This window comes from Actinacidiphila paucisporea (assembly GCF_900142575.1).
GTDB lineage: Bacteria > Actinomycetota > Actinomycetes > Streptomycetales > Streptomycetaceae > Actinacidiphila > Actinacidiphila paucisporea.
This window is the reverse complement of the sequence record NZ_FRBI01000011.1, coordinates 91,624-109,454: the sequence shown is the minus strand read 5'-3', so window position 1 is coordinate 109,454 and position 17,831 is coordinate 91,624. Positions and strand designations below refer to the sequence as shown.

14 protein-coding genes are annotated in these 17,831 nt (G+C 72.8%); 8 read left to right on the top strand and 6 right to left on the bottom strand.

All coding sequences use genetic code 11. The features are described from left to right. Positions 1 to 218: 218 nt before the first annotated feature. Positions 219 to 1,766, top strand: coding sequence for an amino acid permease (locus tag BUE44_RS18175; protein ID WP_073499681.1), 1,548 nt, complete (start codon positions 219 to 221; stop codon positions 1,764 to 1,766). A 209-nt stretch (positions 1,767 to 1,975) separates the two neighbouring features. On the opposite strand, the gene BUE44_RS18170 is transcribed toward BUE44_RS18175, so the two are convergent. After that, complete coding sequence (locus BUE44_RS18170; protein WP_073499678.1) at positions 1,976 to 2,500, bottom strand: GNAT family N-acetyltransferase; 525 nt, start codon at positions 2,498 to 2,500, stop codon at positions 1,976 to 1,978. Further along, a complete protein-coding gene (locus BUE44_RS18165; protein WP_322940283.1) occupies positions 2,497 to 3,492 on the bottom strand; it encodes a hypothetical protein in 996 nt (331 codons plus the stop codon). The genes BUE44_RS18170 and BUE44_RS18165 overlap by 4 nt, the downstream gene beginning before the upstream one ends. A gap of 424 nt (positions 3,493 to 3,916) precedes the next feature. Here BUE44_RS18165 and BUE44_RS18160 point away from each other — a divergent pair, with 424 nt between their 5' ends. Next, positions 3,917 to 4,336: an ATP-binding protein gene (locus BUE44_RS18160; RefSeq protein WP_073499674.1), complete on the top strand. Its 420-nt coding sequence runs from the start codon at positions 3,917 to 3,919 to the stop codon at positions 4,334 to 4,336. After that, positions 4,333 to 4,539, top strand: coding sequence for a hypothetical protein (locus BUE44_RS18155; RefSeq protein WP_079189850.1), 207 nt, complete (start codon positions 4,333 to 4,335; stop codon positions 4,537 to 4,539). The genes BUE44_RS18160 and BUE44_RS18155 overlap by 4 nt, the downstream gene beginning before the upstream one ends. Before the next feature lie 183 nt (positions 4,540 to 4,722). On the opposite strand, the gene BUE44_RS18150 is transcribed toward BUE44_RS18155, so the two are convergent. Further along, positions 4,723 to 5,274, bottom strand: a complete 552-nt coding sequence (locus BUE44_RS18150; protein WP_079189860.1) for a TetR/AcrR family transcriptional regulator — start codon at positions 5,272 to 5,274, stop codon at positions 4,723 to 4,725. A 203-nt stretch (positions 5,275 to 5,477) separates the two neighbouring features. Between BUE44_RS18150 and BUE44_RS18145 the strand changes: the two genes are divergently transcribed. The 5 genes from BUE44_RS18145 (at position 5,478) to BUE44_RS18125 (ending at position 13,032) form a co-directional block, all read left to right on the top strand. Continuing rightward, positions 5,478 to 6,272, top strand: coding sequence for an urea amidolyase associated protein UAAP1 (locus tag BUE44_RS18145; RefSeq protein ID WP_073499669.1), 795 nt, complete (start codon positions 5,478 to 5,480; stop codon positions 6,270 to 6,272). Next, positions 6,272 to 6,889, top strand: a complete 618-nt coding sequence (locus BUE44_RS18140) for an urea amidolyase associated protein UAAP2 (protein ID WP_073499667.1) — start codon at positions 6,272 to 6,274, stop codon at positions 6,887 to 6,889. Before BUE44_RS18145 ends, BUE44_RS18140 begins: the two co-directional genes overlap by 1 nt. Next, complete coding sequence (uca, locus tag BUE44_RS18135) at positions 6,886 to 10,452, top strand: urea carboxylase (protein ID WP_073499665.1); 3,567 nt, start codon at positions 6,886 to 6,888, stop codon at positions 10,450 to 10,452. Before BUE44_RS18140 ends, uca begins: the two co-directional genes overlap by 4 nt. A 291-nt stretch (positions 10,453 to 10,743) precedes the next feature. Beyond that, on the top strand, positions 10,744 to 12,375 hold the full coding sequence (locus BUE44_RS18130; protein WP_073499663.1) for an allophanate hydrolase: 1,632 nt from the start codon (positions 10,744 to 10,746) through the stop codon (positions 12,373 to 12,375). Between the two features lie 72 nt (positions 12,376 to 12,447). Then, positions 12,448 to 13,032, top strand: coding sequence for a hypothetical protein (locus BUE44_RS18125; RefSeq protein WP_073499650.1), 585 nt, complete (start codon positions 12,448 to 12,450; stop codon positions 13,030 to 13,032). Positions 13,033 to 13,044: 12 nt separating this feature from the next. On the opposite strand, the gene BUE44_RS18120 is transcribed toward BUE44_RS18125, so the two are convergent. From BUE44_RS18120 to tatC, 3 genes are all read right to left on the bottom strand, one after another. Further along, positions 13,045 to 15,870, bottom strand: coding sequence for a DEAD/DEAH box helicase (locus BUE44_RS18120; protein WP_073499648.1), 2,826 nt, complete (start codon positions 15,868 to 15,870; stop codon positions 13,045 to 13,047). A gap of 85 nt (positions 15,871 to 15,955) precedes the next feature. Next, entirely contained in the window at positions 15,956 to 16,843 is an 888-nt protein-coding gene (locus tag BUE44_RS18115; RefSeq protein ID WP_073499645.1) for a diacylglycerol kinase, read from the bottom strand. A 19-nt stretch (positions 16,844 to 16,862) separates the two neighbouring features. Further along, positions 16,863 to 17,786 (bottom strand): twin-arginine translocase subunit TatC, encoded by a 924-nt coding sequence (tatC, locus tag BUE44_RS18110; RefSeq protein WP_073499643.1) that lies wholly within the window; start codon positions 17,784 to 17,786, stop codon positions 16,863 to 16,865. Between the last annotated feature and the right edge of the window lie 45 nt (positions 17,787 to 17,831).

Below are 17,831 nucleotides of genomic sequence, written 5' to 3'. Positions count from 1 at the left end.
TCGCGTTTGCGGGAATCAGGCAACCGCGATGTATCGCGAATTTCGGCGCCAGCGTACAGCGCACGCGAGGGGCCGCGGGGACGTAAGGGCAAGCAGGGAGGCCGTACGGGCCACGTGAGCACTTCGGCCCGTGCCGGACACGGTCACGTCATTCGACTGAAACACCGGCTCCCTAATTTCTGTCGATCGACAGGAATACCGACCTAAGGGGCCGGCCCATGACCGCCACCGCACCATCGGACGCCCGTTCGCAACCGCCGGACCAGCACGGCACCGAGGACACCGCGGGACTCGCGGACTTCGGCTACCGCCAGGAACTGCACCGCAGCCTCGGCCGCTACGCGTCCTTCGCGGCCGGCTTCTCCTTCATCTCGGTGCTGACCACCGTCTTCCAGTTCTTCGCCTTCGGCTACTCCTTCGGCGGCCCGCGCTTCTTCTGGACCTGGCCCGCCGTCCTGATCGGCCAGCTGCTGGTCGCCGCGTGCTTCGCCGAACTCGCCGCCCGCTACCCGATCTCGGGGGCCATCTACCAGTGGTCCAGCCGGCTCAGCAACGCCGTCTTCGGCTGGTACGCCGGCTGGATCATGGTGCTCGGCCAGATCGTGGTCGTCGCCGCGGCGGCGCTGGCGCTCCAGGTGGTGCTGCCCGCGGTCTGGTCCGGCTTCCAGCTGATCGGCACCGACACCTCACCGGTCTCCTCGGACGGCGCGGCCAACGCGGCACTGCTCGGCATCGTGCTGCTGGTGCTCACCACGGTGGTGAACCTGCTGGACAACAAGGTCATGTCGCTGGTCAACCGGATCGGCGTGACCGCGGAGATCGCCGGCGCCGTCCTCATCATCGTGCTGCTGTTCACCCACGCCGACCGCTCCCCCGCGGTCACCGTGCACACCGGGGGCGGCGGATCGGCCCTGCTGGTCGGCTCGTTCGCCGCGGCCTACGTCATGATCGGCTTCGACAGCGCCGGCGAGATGAGCGAGGAGACCCGCCACCCGCGGCGGGTCGCCCCGCGCACCATCCTCACCGCCCTGACCGCGGCCGGCCTGCTGGCCTCCCTGCTCGTGCTGGCCGCGCTGCTGGCCGCCCCCAGCCTGACCGACGGCCGGCTCGGCACGGACGGCCTGTCCTACGTGCTCACCAGCCGGCTCGGCAGCGGCGTCGGGCGCGCCCTGCTCTGCGACGTGGCCGTCGCGGTCGCGGTCGCCACCCTGGCGATCCAGACGTCGGCGACCCGGATGCTCTTCTCCATGGCCCGCGACCGCGCGCTCCCCTTCTCCCCGACCCTCTCCCGCGTCTCCCCCCGCACCGGCCAGCCCTACGCCCCCGCCCTGGCCGTCGGCGTGCTGTCCGCGGCGCTGCTGCTGATCGCCTTCGCCTCGCCCGAGGCGTGGCTGGCCATCGGCACCACCTGCATCGTGATGCTCTACCTCGCCTACTCCATGGTCACCGGCCCGCTCCTGCTCCGCCGCCTGCGCGCGCCCCTTCCCCCCGCGACGGACGAGTCCGGCGCCCCCGTCTTCTCCCTCGGCCGCTGGGGCGTCCCGGTCAACGCGGCCGCCCTCCTCTACGGCCTGGTGATGACCGTCAACCTCGCCTGGCCCCGCGCCGCGGTGTACGACCCCTCGGGCACGCACTGGTACTTCCAGTGGTTCACCCTGCTCTTCCTGGGCGCGGCACTGGTGGCGGGCTTCTCCTGGCGGGCGCTGCGAGGGCGCTCGGCCTCGCAGGAGGCGGCGCCATCGGCGGTCGCGTCGCCGACGCCGTAGCGCCTGCTTCGCGGACACCCGCTCGTTGTCCACTTCGCCGCGGCGGGCAGCTTGTCCGCGTGGTCCCGGATCCTCTTCCGGACCCGGGACCACGTCGACGCCGGATCAGGCGGCCGTTTTCGAAGTCCAGCCGCACCCCGGCCGAAACGGCGAAGCGCGCCAGGGCGAAGCACGTACCGGCGGTCGCCGCGTGAGCCGCATGGCAGCAATCACGGCAACGGCAGCTCGACCAGCATCACGGCGTACACCGGTGAGTCGGGGAACGGTTGACGCTCGCCGACCTTCCGATACCCCCAGGACTCGTACAGGGCCTGGACCCGGGGGTGCTCGACGTCCACAAGCAGCACCGCCAAGTCTTCGTCCCGACCGTCCATCAGTACGCGGGAGAGGCGGTCTGCGACGCCCTTCTTCCGCCAGTACGGGTGGACGGCCAGCTCGGAGTACGAGAACGTCCGTTGCTTTTCCGGCGCGGGGTCGAGGTGCTCGCGCCACCACTCACGCCCAGGGGTCGCCGGGGCTCCGTACGCGAAGCCGACCGCCTGCTCCCCGTCATACGCGATCACGCAGGCGAAGCCGGGGTTGCCGCCCCAGTGGTCCACGAACCAGGGGAACCGTTCATCGAACTCGGTCATGTTCTCCGCGTAGGCGTCGGCATGGATGTCGAGGATCGTCTGCCGTATCAATGCCAGGTCGTCGTGGGTGTAATGACGCACGTCGAGGATGGGGGTCGTCATGCACGCCTCCATTCGAGTCGGTAGCGGTCGCCCCACTCTCGCGCGGTCGGGGACTTCGGCGCCAGGGTGATCAAGTCGCGGTAAAAGTCGCCGAGCAGTGACCTCATCCTGCCGGGGATCGGGCTACCGGTCATCAGGGTGAAGGCGGAGGCCGCCGTGTCGCAGGCCAGGTCAGCCTCCCGCTGGTGGAGCTGCGACAGCGCGAGTCGCGTGGTTGCCAGTGCCCGATTCCTGCGGAAATGCTCGGGGATCGCGGAGAGCGCCCGATGCGAGGCGGCTTCGGCCCCCGCCGGGTCTCCGATCCGGTCTCGGACGATGGCGGTGACGGCGTTCAGCTCAGCCAGGCCGTAGAAGGCGATCCAGCTCGGACGGGGCTGGGTGGAGTCGGCCTTCGCCAGAGCCTCCTGGGCGTACCCCAGAGACCGCAGGGCCGCCTGCCGATCATCAAGGTTCGAGTGTCCTACGGCCGTCCTGGCATGGGCCAGAGACGCGAACAGCGGGTCCCTACGGGCGACTGCCGTGGCCTGAGCGGCCTGGGCGGAGTCCACCGCGTGGACGTAGTGCTGACGCTGATGCGCGAGCATCGCGTAGGAATTCCAGACCCTCAGTTCGACCACCGAGTCCTGGGCCATGCCTGCCAGATACAGCGCCCGATGGAGGTGCTGCTCGGCACGGTCGGAGTGCCGGGCGTCCAGAGCGGACCAGGCCGCCGTGGCGGTGAAGTCGGCCGCCACGCTGAAGAGCCGCCGTCGGATGCGCTGGGAGGCCGCCTGGCTCTGCATTCTCAGGGCCTCTGCCGCCCCGGACAGAGCGGACTGCTCAAGGGACTCGTGGCCGCCCCGGGTGTCGTCGAGGGCCATCAGATCGTCGAGGCCGGTGCGGAGCCGAACCACATCGGTGATGCCGACCTGGTGCGGCCGGCTCACGATGCCCGGCGTGGCGACGGCCGCCGCCGTACCGGTGGTTGCGGTGATGAAGTCGCGTCGCCTCACGGGTGGCTCCGGGGATGCGTCGGGAGTGCGGGGCCTCGCCGGAGGGCTGAATCCCAACTCCTCCGCAGCGCAACCGAATACTGCCCCCAACGCCTCCCGTTGACGTGGGTGAGGCCAGCGGGTCCTTCCGGTCAGCCAGTGCCGAACGGTCCGGTCGCTGACGGTCCCCGCGTGGCCGCGCCGTCGTAACCAGTCGTTCACCGCCTCGGCCAACTCGGCCTGGGTGAAGCCCGCCTCGTCGAAGGCGCTGATGAGGTCCCGGTTCGGCTCCACTGACCCAAAGTAGCCATTCAGTACGCCTCCGTAGTAGCGAACGACCGGAATTTCCGGTGGCGCCGACTGCGGACCGGAGCCATATTTCCTCCCCAGCACAGGTCAGGACTCGTTCACTGGATCAGGCCCATCCATACCGACCGAGGTCCTGATGCCCGTGAGCACCGTCGCACATCCCCAAGGACATCCCGGATACACGCAGACTCTGCCGTGCGCCGTCGAGAGCGCCGAGAAGGCCCGGCAACTGGTGCGCATCGCTTTATGCGCCTGGGGACTTGAGGGCTTGGAAGATGACAGCGCCCTTGTCGTCACAGAGCTGGTCGCCAATGCCGCACAACACACCCCGGGTCACTTCATCCGGGTGTCCATCAGCCGCCCGACACCGGGCCTCGTACGCATCGACGTCGTGGACCGCTCAACGATCCGCCCCGAACGCCGAAACGCGGACGAATACGCGGAACGCGGACGCGGCCTGGCGCTCGTTGAGGTCCTGACCGAGCAGTGGGGTACCGACGAGATGCCATTCGGCAAGCGGGTGTGGGGCGTCCTGAAGAGCGGGGAGCCGGCGTGACCCACGAGGAATCCATACCAGCGCGACCGTGGGTCGGCGATCTGGTCCACGACCCCGCCACCGGGCGCAACGCGACCCTCTCCGACGTACGCAGCGACGGCACGTACCTGCTCCGTCCGCTGCGTGGCCCGGGTGAGTGGAAGGCCCTCGACCCGGCGAGGCTCCGGCTCATCACGAAGCGAGCCGACCGAACTGACCGGTAGGAGAAGGGATCCCGTGGTCGGGATTCCCACACGCGTGGCCCTGCCTCAGGGCGAGGCCTTCGCCGCGATACCCGGCGTCGGCGGCGCTGGTCGATCACCCGCGGCCCTGGTGGCCCGTCCCCGCGGCAGAGCCGAGCACCCCGAGGTGCGGGGAAACACGCGTGCGGCCCGGCAGGGGCGCGGTCAGCAGCCGGCCACGCGGAGGGCGGCGTCGGCCGTGGCGGTGGCGAGCGTCGGAGCCGGGGGGCGGGGGATGAGGATGACGCCCTCGATCAGGGCGAAGAGCAGGTCGGCGCGCACGGCGAGCTCGTCCGGGGGGAGGGCCGCGCCGGCCGACGTGGCGGCGAGCAGGGCGGCGTAGGCCGACTTGAGGTCGGCGCGCGCCTCGCGGAAGGGGGCGAAGCGGGGGGCCCGCACCTCGGGGAGGAGGTAGAGGGCGCCGAGGTTGTACGGTCCTGCGCAGAGGAGTTCGACGTCCGCGCCGGCCAGTTCCCACAGGCGGCGCTCGGCGGGGCGGGACCGGTCGGCCAGCAGGGCGCGGGCGAGGGCCAGGGACGGGGTCACCGTGCCTTCGAGCAGGTCGGCGAGCAGGTCCTCCTTGCCGCCGACGTAGTGGTACATCGACGCCTGCCGCATCCCGGCGCGTTCGGCGACCGCCCGGGTGGTGGTGGCGGTGTAGCCGCGGGTGGTGAACAGTTCGGCGGCCGCCGCGAGGAGTTCCTGCTTGGGGCTCATCCCGTTGTCGGGCCGCGGCTGCGCCCTGGGCCGTCCGACACGGCGTCCGCTGATGGTCACCTCGTGATCGTCGCACAGCGGCCGACCGTACGAGCAGGGGCGGCGGCCGTGAGCGGCCGGTAACCCGGGCGCAACACGCGGGCAACGGACCGGAATTCGCCGCCGCCTAATTTCTGTCGCACGACAGAAATGGGAGGTGCACCGTGGCGACAGGGACGACGTACGGCGCCAGGGACCATGCCCGGGCGCAGGGCGGCAAGCGGGCGGCCGCGATGCCGCTGGTGCCGGCGCCCGACGGGCTGGTGTGGGCCGAGACGGTGGCGGGCGGCAACTACACGCACAAGGTGCTGGCCCGCGGCACCGAGTTGCGGCTCGCCGACCCGACCGGCACCGCGTGCGCGCATCTGCTGCTGTTCGCCGAGGGCCGCCCGTGGGAGCGGCTGAACGTCGCCGACACGGTGAAGGTGCAGTGGAACGCCTACCTGGGCGCGGGCCGGCTGCTGCTGTCCGACCAGGGCCGGGTGCTCGCCTCGCTGATCGCCGACACCAGCGGCCGGCACGACACGCTGTGCGGTACGTCGTCGGCGGCGCGCAACACCGCGCGCTACGGGGACGGTTCGCCGCAGGGCGCGTCCCCCGCCGGGCGCGAGCTGTTCAAACTGGCCGGGGCCAAGCAGGGGTTGGAGCCGCGCGACCTGCCACCGTCGCTGTCGTTCTTCCAGGGCGTGCGGGTCGACACCGACGGTTCGCTGGAGTTCATCGGCTCCGCGGGGCCGGGAGCCGCGGTGACCCTGCGCGCCGAGCAGCCGCTGACCGTGCTGCTGGCGAACGTGCCGCACCCGCTGGACCCGCGTGAGGCCTACGTGTGCGGGCCGTTGGAGGTACGGGCCAAGCCCGGCGCGCCGACCGGCCCCGGGGACCCGCTGTGGGACGCCACGCCCGAGAGCGGCAGGGCGTTCGCCAACACCGCCGACCACCTCACCGCCAGGGGGCTGTGATGACGACCGCGACCGTACCCGCACGCGCGCCCTGGTCCGCGGTGATCCCGGCCGGAGGCCTGCTCACCATCACCGACCTGCACGGCAACCAGGCGGTGGACTTCCTCGTCTACGACGCCCACGACACCGCCGTGCGCTACAGCGCCCCCGACACCATCCAGGCGCAGGGCAACATCTTCCTGACCGCCGGCAGCGTGCTGCTGTCCGACGAGCACACGGCACTGATGACGGTCGTCGCCGACGGCTGCGGCGGGCACGACACCATCGCCGGCGCCTGCTCCAAGGAGTCCAACACCCTCCGCTACGGCCACCACACCTGGTCGCAGCACGCCTGCGTAGACAACTTCCTAGCCGAAGGCGCCCGTTGGGGCCTCGGCAAGCGCGACCTGGTGAGCAACGTCAACTGGTACATGAACGTCCCCGTGGAGGACGACGGCACCCTCGGCATCGTGGACGGCCGCTCCGCGCCCGGCCTCGAAGTGACCCTGCGGGCCGAGACCGACGTACTGGTCCTGGTCTCCAACTGCCCGCAGATCAACAACCCCTGCAACGGCTTCGACCCGACCCCGGTACGGATGACGGTCACCGCGCCCGAGGCTGCGGAGGCCCGCGGATGACCTTCGACACGCTGCTGGTCGCCAACCGGGGCGAGATCGCCGCCCGGATCATCCGCACCGCCGGGCGCATGGGCCTGCGGACGGTCGCCGTCTTCTCCGACCCCGACCGCGGCGCCCCGCACGTCCATCTCGCCGACACCGCGGTGCGGCTGGGTCCGGCGCCGGCGAAGTCCAGCTACCTGGACGTCGACGCGGTGCTGGCCGCGGCCGCGGACACCGGCGCCGGGGCGATCCACCCGGGCTACGGGTTCCTGTCCGAGGACGCGGGCTTCGCCCGCCGCTGCGAGGCCGCCGGCCTGGCCTTCGTCGGCCCCGAGCCCCGGCATCTCGACGTCTTCGGCGCCAAGCACACCGCGCGGGCCGCCGCCGAGGCGGCCGGCGTCCCCCTGCTGCCCGGCACCGGGCTGCTCCCCGACCTGGACGCCGCGCTCGCCGCGGCCGGCCGGCTCGGCTACCCGGTGATGCTGAAGGCCACTGGCGGCGGTGGCGGCATCGGCATGCGCGCCTGCCACTCGGCCGCCGAACTGGCCGCCGCCTGGGAGCCGGTGCAGCGCGCGGCGGCCGCCGGGTTCTCCTCCGCCGGGGTCTTCCTGGAACGGCTGGTGCAGCGCGCCCGGCACGTCGAGGTGCAGGTCTTCGGCGACGGCCGCGGCAAGGTCGTGACCCTCGGCGACCGCGACTGCTCGCTCCAGCGCCGCCACCAGAAGGTGCTCGAAGAGGCCCCCGCACCCGGCCTGCCCGCGGCAGTACGGCGGCAACTCGGCGAGAGCGCGCGGGCCTTGTGCGCGTCGGTCGGCTACCGCTCCGCGGGCACGGTCGAGTTCGTCTACGACGCGGAGCGCGCCGAGGCCTACTTCCTGGAGGTCAACACCCGGCTCCAGGTGGAGCACCCGGTCACCGAGGAGACGCACGGCGTCGACCTGGTCGAGTGGATGCTGCGGCTCGCCATGGACGGCACGGGCCCGGGCGAACCGCCCGAGCCCGCCGGGCACGCCGTCGAGGCGCGGATCTACGCGGAGGACCCGGCACGCGGGCACCGGCCGAGCGCCGGGGTCCTCACCCGGGTCGCCTTCCCGCCCGGCGTGCGCGTCGACACCTGGGTCGAGACCGGCACCGAGGTCACCACCTCCTACGACCCGATGCTCGCCAAGGTCATCGCGTACGGCGCCGACCGGGACGAGGCACTCGACCGGCTCGCCGACGCGCTGGCCGAGACCCGCGTCGACGGCATCGAGACCAACCTCGGGCTGCTGCGGGCCGCTCTCACCGACCCCGACCTGCGGGCCGCCACCCACAGCACCGCCACCCTGGACGCTGTCAGCGACGGCTCGCGGCGGATCGACGTGGTCCGCGCCGGCACGATGACCACCGTCCAGGACTGGCCGGGCCGCACCGGCCTGTGGCACGTCGGAGTGCCGCCGTGCGGGCCGATGGACGACCTGTCCTTCCGGCTCGGCAACGAGGCGCTGGGCAACGGCGAAGGGGCCGCCGGGCTCGAATGCACCCTGCAGGGGCCGGCGTTGCGGTTCAGCCACGCCACCACCGTCTGCGTGACCGGGGCGCCCGCACCGGTCACCGTCGACGGGCGGCCGGTCCCGCAGTGGGAACCCGTGACCGTGCCGGCCGGGGCGGTGCTCGACGTCGGTGCGCCGCAGGAGGCCGGCCTGCGCACGTACGTCCTGCTGGCCGGCGGTCTCGACGTGCCCGAATTCCTCGGCAGCACCGCCACGTTCACGCTCGGCCGCTTCGGCGGGCACGGCGGCCGGGCACTGCGGGCCGCGGACGTCCTGCACGGTGGCGGCACCGCGGACGGGCGGCCGGTACCGGTCGGGCTGCGCCCCGCGATCGGCACCGAATGGGCGATCGGCGCGGTCGAAGGGCCCCACGCGGCACCGGAGTTCTTCACCGAGGACGACATCGAGGACTTCTACGCCGCCGCGTGGAGCGTCCACTTCAACTCGGCCCGCACCGGCGTACGGCTCGTCGGACCCAAGCCGCGCTGGGCCCGCGGCGACGGCGGCGAGGCCGGCCTGCACCCCTCCAACATCCACGACACGCCGTATTCGGTCGGGGCCGTCGACTACACCGGCGACATGCCGGTGCTGCTCGGCCCCGACGGCCCCTCGCTGGGCGGCTTCGTCTGCCCGGCCACCGTCGTCACCGGACAGCGGTGGAAGCTGGGCCAGTTGCGGCCCGGCGACACCGTACGCTTCGTGCCCGTCACTGAGGACGCGGCCGCGGCGCTGCGGTCGTCCCCCGCGACGCCCCCGGCGCCGTCGCGGCCGGTGCTGGGCGACGGCGGCGTATTGGGCCGCGCCGAACCGACCGCCGGCCGCCCCGCGGTGACCTACCGGCGCAGCGGCGACGACAACCTGCTGGTCGAATACGGCCCGATGCAACTCGACCTCGCGCTGCGGATGCGGGTGCACGCGCTCGCCGAACACCTCGCCGCGCAGCGGCTGCCCGGCGTCGTGGACCTCACGCCCGGCATCCGCTCGCTGCAGATCCACGTCGACCCGGACGAACTGCCGACGGCCAAACTGCTCGACCTGGTCCGCGAGGCCGAGGACGCGCTGCCGCCGACCGACGAGCTGGTCGTGCCCAGCCGCACCGTCCACCTCCCGCTGTCCTGGGACGACCCGGCGACCCGGGAGGCCATCGCCCGCTACATGGCCGGCGTCCGCGACGACGCGCCCTGGTGCCCGTGGAACATCGAGTTCATCCGCCGTGTCAACGGGCTCGACTCCGTCGAGGACGTCTACCGCACGGTCTTCGACGCGGAATACCTCGTGCTGGGCCTCGGCGACGTGTACTTGGGGGCACCCGTCGCCACACCGCTCGACCCGCGGCACCGGCTCGTCACGACGAAGTACAACCCGGCACGCACCTGGACCGCGGAGAATTCCGTCGGCATCGGCGGGGCGTACCTGTGCATCTACGGCATGGAGGGGCCGGGCGGCTACCAGTTCGTCGGCCGCACCGTGCAGGTCTGGTCGCGGCGGGCCGCGGACCGGCAGCCGCCGTGGCTGCTGCGGTTCTTCGACCGGATCCGGTGGTATCCGGTCGGCGCGGAGGAACTCCTCGACCTGCGGGCCGACATGGCCGCCGGGCGCCTGCAGCTGCGGGTGGAGGAAGGGCACTTCGCGCTCGCCGAGCACCAGCGCTTCCTCGCGGAGAACGCGGGGCCGATCGAGTCCTTCCGCCGGCGGCAGGCGTCCGCCTTCGCGGCGGAGCGCTCCGCGTGGGAGGAGGCCGGGGAATTCGCCCGGGCCGAGGCCGTCGCGGCGCCGGCCCCCGCGGGTTCCACGATCCCGGTCCCTCCCGGCGGCTGCGCCGTCGAGGCGGAATTCGCCGCCGGCGTCTGGCGGCTCGCCGTCCGCCCCGGCGACACGGTGACCGCCGGACAGCACCTCCTCACCCTGGAGGCGATGAAGATGGAGTCCCCGGTGACCGCCCCCGTCGCCGGCCGCGTCGCCTCCGTCCACGTCACCCCCGGCGACCAGGTCTCCCCCGGCACGGTCCTGCTGACCCTGGCCCCACCACCCACCTCCGGTGCGTCTTAGCCCGTCGGGGGGTGCCCTCCCCCTGCGGGGTGCTGTTACGGACTCCACGGTGCCGCTGCGTGGGTGGCTGGTCGCGCAGTTCCCCGCGCCTCTTTGGGGCTCGGGTCTTCCGGCGGCGGGCGTTGGGCCCTGGAGGGTGAGCGTTTTTCAGGGGCGCGGGGAACTGCGCGACCAGCCGACGGGGCGGGAAAGAAAGCAACGCCACCGCAAGGGGCAACCACCCGGGGGGCGCGGGGAACTGCGCGACCAGCCACAGCGGGTAGGAAGTGTCAACGAAAGGGAGCCCACCGTATGGGCAACGCACAGCGCCGCGTCACGGCGGCGTACGAGGGGATCGAACGGGCCGGAAGGCCGGAGGTGTGGATCGGGCTGCGGCCCGAGGAGGAGGTGCGGGCCGAGGCGAAGGACGTCGACGCCCGGGTGGCGGCCGGGGAGGCGCTGCCGCTCGCCGGGACGCTGCTGGGCGTCAAGGGCAACATCGACGTCCGGGGGCTGCCGACCACCGCGGGATGCCCCTCGTACGGGTACGAGCCGGCGGCCGACGCCCCGGCCGTGGCGGCCTTGCGCGCGGCGGGTGCGATCGTGCTCGGGACGACGAACATGGACCAGTTCGCGACCGGTCTGGTCGGGACCAGGAGCCCCTACGGCCCGGTGAGCAGCGCGCTGGCGCCGGAGAGGGTGGCGGGCGGGTCGAGTTCCGGGTCGGCCGTCGCCGTGGCGCTGGGCTTCGTGGACCTGGCGCTGGGCACGGACACCGCGGGCTCGGGCCGCGTGCCCGCGGCCTTCAACGGGATCGTCGGGCTCAAGCCGACCCGCGGCCTGGTGTCGACGGACGGCGTCGTGCCGGCCTGCGCGAGCCTGGACTGCGTGAGCGTCTTCGCCCGCACCCTGCCCGAGGCCCGCAGGGCCCTGGCGCTGCTGGCGAGCCCGGTGCCGCCGCCGCGCCGCCCGGGGCCGTGGCGGGTCGCGGTCGCGGCGACCGCGCAGCTCGGCGAGCTGGACGACGGCTGGGCGGCGGCCTACGAGGCCGCGCAGGAGCGGCTGGCGCGGGCCGGCGCCCAGCTGCGGACGATCGACCTGACCCCGTTCGGCGAGGCGGCCGCGCTGCTCTACGAGGGCGCCTTCGTCGCCGAGCGCTACACGGCCGTGGGCGAGTTCGTGGAGCGCGGCGGCGCGGATCTCGATCCGACCGTGGCCCGTATCATCCGCGCGGCCCGTGACCTGCCGGCGCACCGGCTGTTCGCGGACCGAGAGCGGCTGGCCGTGCTGCGGCGGCGGGCGGCCGCGGAGCTGGGCGACGCCGACGCGCTGCTGCTGCCGACCGCGCCGGGCCATCCGACGTCGGCTCAGGTCGCCGCCGACCCGGTCGGCGCGAACACCCGGCTCGGGCGCTTCACGAACTCGGCGAACCTGCTGGACCTGTGCGCGGTCGCGGTGCCGGCGGGCGAGGTGGCGGGGCGGCCGTTCGGGGTGATGCTGCTCGGCGCGGCGGGCTGCGACGAGCGCGTCGCGCAGGTCGCGGAACTGCTGGAGCCACCGCTGCGGCTCGCGGTGGTGGGCGCGCACCTGTCGGGCCAGCCGCTGAATCCGCAGCTGCTCGCGCTCGGCGCCCGCCTCGCGGCGACGACCGCGACGGCGCCCGCCTACCGGCTGCACGCCCTGGACACGGTGCCGCCCAAGCCGGGCCTGGTGCGGGTGGCGGAGGGCGGGGCCGCGATCGAGACGGAGGTGTGGGAGCTGGCGCCCGCCGCGCTGGGCGCGCTGGTGGCCGGGCTCCCCCGGCCGATGGCGCTGGGCCGGGTGACGCTTCGCGACGGCTCCGAGGTGACCGGCTTCCTGTGCGAGCCCGCCGCGCTGGCCGGCGCCGAGGACATCACCGCGCACGGCGGCTGGCGGGGCTACCTGGGCCGGGCCCGTACCTGAAACGGGGTGTTCGTACCGCGGGTACGTACACTGTGCGGCACCACAGACCCACGGGGAGAGGAACACGGCCGCATGCGCCACCGCACCATACTCACCGCAGGCGCGCTCGCTGCCGCGCTGGCAGCGACCGCGCTGGCCGGCTGCTCGTCGTCGGACGGCAAGAAGTCCGACGGCGCGAAGTCGAGCACGTCCGCCCCGGCCGCGGGCGGCCCCGCCACCGACGGTACGGCCGCCGGCGGCGCCGCCCCGAGCAGCAGCGCCGCCGCGCCCTCCAAACCCGCGGGCAAGACGGAGGGCCACCTGGACTTCACCGGCGACGACACCGGTGGCGCCGACTTCACCGGCGGCGTCAAGTGCGAGATCAAGGGCGGCAAGCTGATCGGCGTGACCACGCCCGACGTGTTCACCAAGACGCAGATCTTCCCGTCCTTCATCGCGACCACGTCCGACAGCCCCACCCAGGTGGCGCTCTTCGCCGCCCCGGACAAGAAGACATACTCGGGGCGGGTCTCCAAGGCCGAGGCGGTGACCGCGCAGAAGAGCGGCGGCACCTGGACGGTGAAGGTGCAGAACCTGAAGATCGCCCAGGCCTACGGCGGCACGGGCGGCGTGGTCACCCTCAACGGCTCGTTGACCTGCACGAACCTGCACGGGTGACCGCGCCCCCGCTCACCCCACCGACGAGTAGGCCACGACGCCCCGCAGCAGCCCGTCCACGGCCTTGCGGGCGTTGCGCCTGACCGGTCCGGCGTCGGGCGCCGCATTGCCGATCTGCCCGAGGACGTCGATGAGCTGCTTGCACCAGCGCACGAAGTCGCCGGCGGGCATGTCGGCGTCGTTGAGGACCGCGTCCAGTGGGTGCCCGGACGCCCAGCGGTAGGCGGCCCAGGCGAAGCCCAGGTCCGGTTCCCGCTGGCCGACGCCCTCGGTCTGGTTGATCTTGTGGTCCTCCTCCAGGGCGTCGAGCCGGCCCCAGATGCGTACCATCTCGCCCAGCGCCGCCCGCGCGTTGCCGCTGGGCAGCTTCGGGGTGGTCGCGTCGTCGGCCTGCCGGGACTCGTAGACCAGCGCGGAGGCGCAGGCGGCCAGCTCGGCGGGGCCGAGGCCGTCCCACACCCCGTCGCGCAGGCACTCGCTGGCCAGCAGGTCCAGTTCGCCGTAGAGCCTGGCCAGCCGGCGGCCCTCCGGGGTGACCTGGTCGCCCTTGAGGTAGCCCAGCTCGGTCAGGACGGCGCAGACCCGGTCGAAGGTCCTGGCGATGGTGTTGGTGCGGCCCTCGATACGCCGTTCCAGCTGCTGGGTGTCGCGGCGCAGCCGGTGGTAGCGCTCGGCCCAGCGGGCGTGGTCCTCGCGGTCGTCGCAGCCGTGGCAGGGGTGCGTGCGGATCGCGCTGCGCAGCCGGGCGATCTCGGTGTCGTCGGCCGCCGCGGAGCGCTCCTTGCGGTGCCTGGAGGGCGCCGCCCAGCCCGCGGTGCCGGCCTTGCTGCGCATCGCGGAGGCGAGGTCTCGCCGGGACTGTGGGCTGCGCGGGTTGAACGACTTGGGGATGCGCATCCGGTCGAGCGCCTCGACGGGCACCGGGAAGTCCATCTGCGCCAGCCGCTTGACCTGGCGCTCGGCGGTGAGCACCAGCGGGCGCGGCCCGTCGTGGTATTCGCCGTCGCGCGGGTGGTATCCGGCGGTGCGGCCGGCCGGCACGCCGGGTTCGAGCACCAGGGCGAGCCCGGCGTACTTGCCGGCGGGGACGTGGATGATGTCGCCGGGCTTGAGCTTCTCCAACGCGTCGGAGGCGGCGGCCCTGCGCTGCACGGCGCCCTGCCGCGACAGGTCGGCCTCGCGGTCCTTGAGCTCCCTGCGCAGCCGCATGTACTCGTCGAAGTCGCCGAGGTGGCAGGTCATCGACTGCTGGTAGCCCTCCAGGCCCTCCTCGTTGCGCTGCACCTGCTTGGAGATGCCGACGACGGAGCGGTCGGCCTGGAACTGCGCGAAGGACGTCTCCAGCAGCTCGCGGGAGCGGTGCCTGCCGAACTGGCCGACGAGGTTGACCGCCATGTTGTACGACGGCTTGAAGGACGAGCGCAGCGGATACGTACGGGTGCCGGCCAGGCCCGCGACGGCGCCCGGGTCGAAGCCTCGCTGCCACAGCACCACGGCGTGGCCCTCGACGTCGATGCCGCGGCGCCCGGCACGGCCGGTGAGCTGGGTGTATTCGCCGGGGGTGATGTCGGCGTGCATCTCGCCGTTCCACTTGACGAGCTTTTCCAGCACCACGGAGCGGGCCGGCATGTTGATGCCCAGGGCCAGCGTCTCGGTCGCGAAGACCGCCTTGACCAGGCCCTTGACGAACAGCTCCTCCACGACCTCCTTGAAGGCGGGCAGCATCCCGGCGTGGTGGGCGGCGATGCCGCGCTCCAGGCCCTCCAGCCATTCGAAGTAGCCGAGGACGTGCAGGTCCTCGTCGGGGATGGAGCGGGTGCGCTCCTCGACGATGGACCGGACCCGGGCCCGGGCCTCCTCGTTGTTCAGCCGCAGGCCCGCGTAGAGGCACTGCTGGACGGCGGCCTCGCAGCCGGCCCGGCTGAAGATGAAGGTGATGGCGGGCAGCAGGCCCTCGGAGTCCAGCCGGTCGATGACCTCGGCGCGGCTGGGCGTCCAGACCCGGCTGCGGGCCCTGCGCTCGCGCTCCCGGTCGGCTTCCTTGCCGCGCTTGGCCCGCGGGTGGTAGCTGCGCTGGTTCTCCATCCGGGCGAGCCGTTCGAGGTCGGCGTTGACCTCGCGGCGGCCGCGGTTGTCGGTGGCGCCGGCCTTCTCCTCGAACAGGTCGTACATCCGGCGGCCGGCCAGCACGTGCTGCCACAGCGGGACCGGGCGGTGCTCGGAGACGATCACCCGGGTGTCGCCCCGCACGGTGTCCAGCCAATCGCCGAACTCCTCGGCGTTGGAGACCGTCGCGGACAGCGAGACCAGCGTGACGGACTGCGGGAGGTGGATGATCACCTCCTCCCAGACGGCGCCCCGGAAGCGGTCGGACAGGTAGTGCACCTCGTCCATGACCACGTAGCCGAGGCCGTCGAGGGCGGCGGAGCCGGCGTAGAGCATGTTGCGCAGCACTTCGGTGGTCATGACGATCACCGGTGCGTCGCCGTTGACGCTGTTGTCCCCGGTGAGCAGGCCGACCTTCTCGGCGCCGTACCGCTTGGCCAGGTCGTTGTACTTCTGGTTGGACAGGGCCTTGATCGGGGTGGTGTAGAAGCACTTGCGGCCCTCGGCGAGGGCGAGGTGGACGGCGAACTCGCCGACGATGGTCTTGCCCGAGCCGGTCGGGGCGGCGACGAGGACGCCACTGCCGGCTTCCAGGGCCTGGCAGGCCTCTATCTGAAACGGGTCGAGGCCGAACTCGTACAGCTCGCGGAACTGTGCGAGTGCGGTGGCGTTCTCTGCGGCGCGGCGACGGCTGGCGGCGTAGCGCTCGGCTGGCGACATGTCTTCTGTCATCTCGCTACGAGCCTACCCGGCAGCACCGACACACCGCGTGATCTTTGTTCTCTTCGGGGGCAGGGTTGCCGTGCGGCTGCCCTGCTCAGACCAGCAGCCGCAGCGCCCCCGGCACGGTCCTGGCCTCCAGCGGCAGCGGGCCGATCCGCTCCCCGTCGGCGTATCCGGTGACGTTCTCGGCGGCGAGCCGGACCCGGGCGGCGCGGTGGACGGTGACGACCGGGTGCCGGGGGTGGGAGCCGCTGTAGACCAGCGGGAAGACCCGCAGCAGGGTGCGGCGGGAGCACGGGCCGACCACGCAGACGTCGAAGAGGCCGTCGTCCATCTCGGCGTCGGCGCACATCCGCATGCCGCCGCCGTAGGAGGAGCCGTTGCCGACCGCGATCAAGGTGGCGTCCAGCTCGCGTTCCGGGGCGTCGTCGAACTGCACGCGGTAGCGGATCGGACGCAGCGCGGCCAACTCGGCGAGCATCGCCACGTCGTAGCGGAAGCGGCCCTTGGGCCAGCGCATCCGGTTGCCGCGGTCGTTGACCCGGGAGTCGAAGCCGGAGGCCAGGACGGTGCCGAACCAGCGCTCGCCGATCCTGCCGAGGTCCAGCGACCGGGTGCGGCCGTCCCGCAGCGCCTCGGCGATGGTGGTGCCCGCGGCGGCGGGCTCGCGGACCGGCAGCCCGCTGACCCGGGCGAAGTCGTTGCCGGTGCCCGCCGCGACGATGCCGAGCGGCGTGCCGGTGCCGGCCACCGCCTGCAGGGCGAGGGAGACCATGCCGTCGCCGCCGACCGCGACCAGGGCGCCGGTACCGCCGTCGACGGCCTTGTGCGCCCGGTCCAGGGCGTCGGCGGCGTCCACGCCGACAACGGTGCGGACGGTCAGGCCGACCGCGCGCATGGCCTCGGCGGCGGGTCTCGCCGCCCGCGCACCGCGGCCGCGGCCGGAGGTGGGGTTGACGAGCAGGGTGATGTCGCTGGTCACGGGTGTGGGGCCGGCGGCGTCAGGTCGCGTCGTCGTAGCCGTCGCCGCGCCCGTCGTCCGGCGAGGAGTCGGCGTCGACCTGCTCGGGGATGTGGTCGAGGCTGGAGGCCTGGTCCGGGTCGAGCGCGAAGTCCGGGTCGGCGGCGCGGCGGCGGGCCCGGCGGGAGTCGTTGAAGAAGCAGACGCCCATCGCCATGAAGTACAGCAGCACGATCGGCGCGGCCAGCAGCGTCATGGTCAGCGGGTCGCCGGTGGGGGTGGCGACTGCGGCGAAGACGGTGATGCCCACGACCATGCCGCGCCACCAGCCGAGCATGCGCTTGCCGCTGACGATGCCGGTGAAATTCAGCAGCACCAGCACCAGTGGCAGCTCGAAGGCGAGCCCGAAGACGATGATCATCCGGACGACGAGGTCGAGGAAGTCGTCCAGCGGCAGCAGGTTGGTGGTGTCCTTCGGCACGAAGCCGATCATGATCCTGGCGGTCTGCGGCAGGATCTCGTACGCCAGGACCGCGCCGCCGAGGAAGAGCGGCACGCCGGCGCCGACGAAGCCGAGGGTGTAGCGCTTCTCGTTCCTGTGCAGGCCGGGCGCGAGGAAGCCCCACAGCTGGTAGAGCCAGATCGGTGACGCGCCGACCACGCCCGCCATCAGCGAGACCTTCAGCGCGATGGAGAAGCCGCCCATCAGGCCGCTGACGGTCATCTGGGCGCAGGCCTCGCCGTCGGTGGCGGTCTTCGAGGCGTTGGTGCGGCACTGCACCCCGTCGGGGATGCGCTGCTGGAGCAGATGGATGATCTGCTTGTAGAAGAACGCCGCCACGATGGTGATGACGATGATCGCCAGCACCGACTTGAACAGCCGGTTGCGCAGCTCTCGCAGGTGGTCCGCGAGCGGCATCCGCCCCTCGGGGTCCTTCTCCTGCTTGCGGGCAGTCTTGAGCACCCACGTCCTCGTCTCGTACGGGCAGCCGTCGGCAGCGTGTCTCGG

What these genes read in the sequence shown, in the direction of transcription:
- BUE44_RS18150 (WP_079189860.1), bottom strand. Translation starts at nt 5,274, where the DNA reads ATGAGCCCCAAGCAGGAACTCCTCGCGGCGGCCGCCGAACTGTTCACC.
- BUE44_RS18140 (WP_073499667.1), top strand. Translation starts at nt 6,272, where the DNA reads ATGACGACCGCGACCGTACCCGCACGCGCGCCCTGGTCCGCGGTGATC.
- BUE44_RS18170 (WP_073499678.1), bottom strand. Translation starts at nt 2,500, where the DNA reads ATGACGACCCCCATCCTCGACGTGCGTCATTACACCCACGACGACCTG.
- BUE44_RS18175 (WP_073499681.1), top strand. Translation starts at nt 219, where the DNA reads ATGACCGCCACCGCACCATCGGACGCCCGTTCGCAACCGCCGGACCAG.
- BUE44_RS18125 (WP_073499650.1), top strand. Translation starts at nt 12,448, where the DNA reads ATGCGCCACCGCACCATACTCACCGCAGGCGCGCTCGCTGCCGCGCTG.
- uca (WP_073499665.1), top strand. Translation starts at nt 6,886, where the DNA reads ATGACCTTCGACACGCTGCTGGTCGCCAACCGGGGCGAGATCGCCGCC.
- BUE44_RS18120 (WP_073499648.1), bottom strand. Translation starts at nt 15,870, where the DNA reads ATGACAGAAGACATGTCGCCAGCCGAGCGCTACGCCGCCAGCCGTCGC.
- BUE44_RS18160 (WP_073499674.1), top strand. Translation starts at nt 3,917, where the DNA reads ATGCCCGTGAGCACCGTCGCACATCCCCAAGGACATCCCGGATACACG.
- BUE44_RS18130 (WP_073499663.1), top strand. Translation starts at nt 10,744, where the DNA reads ATGGGCAACGCACAGCGCCGCGTCACGGCGGCGTACGAGGGGATCGAA.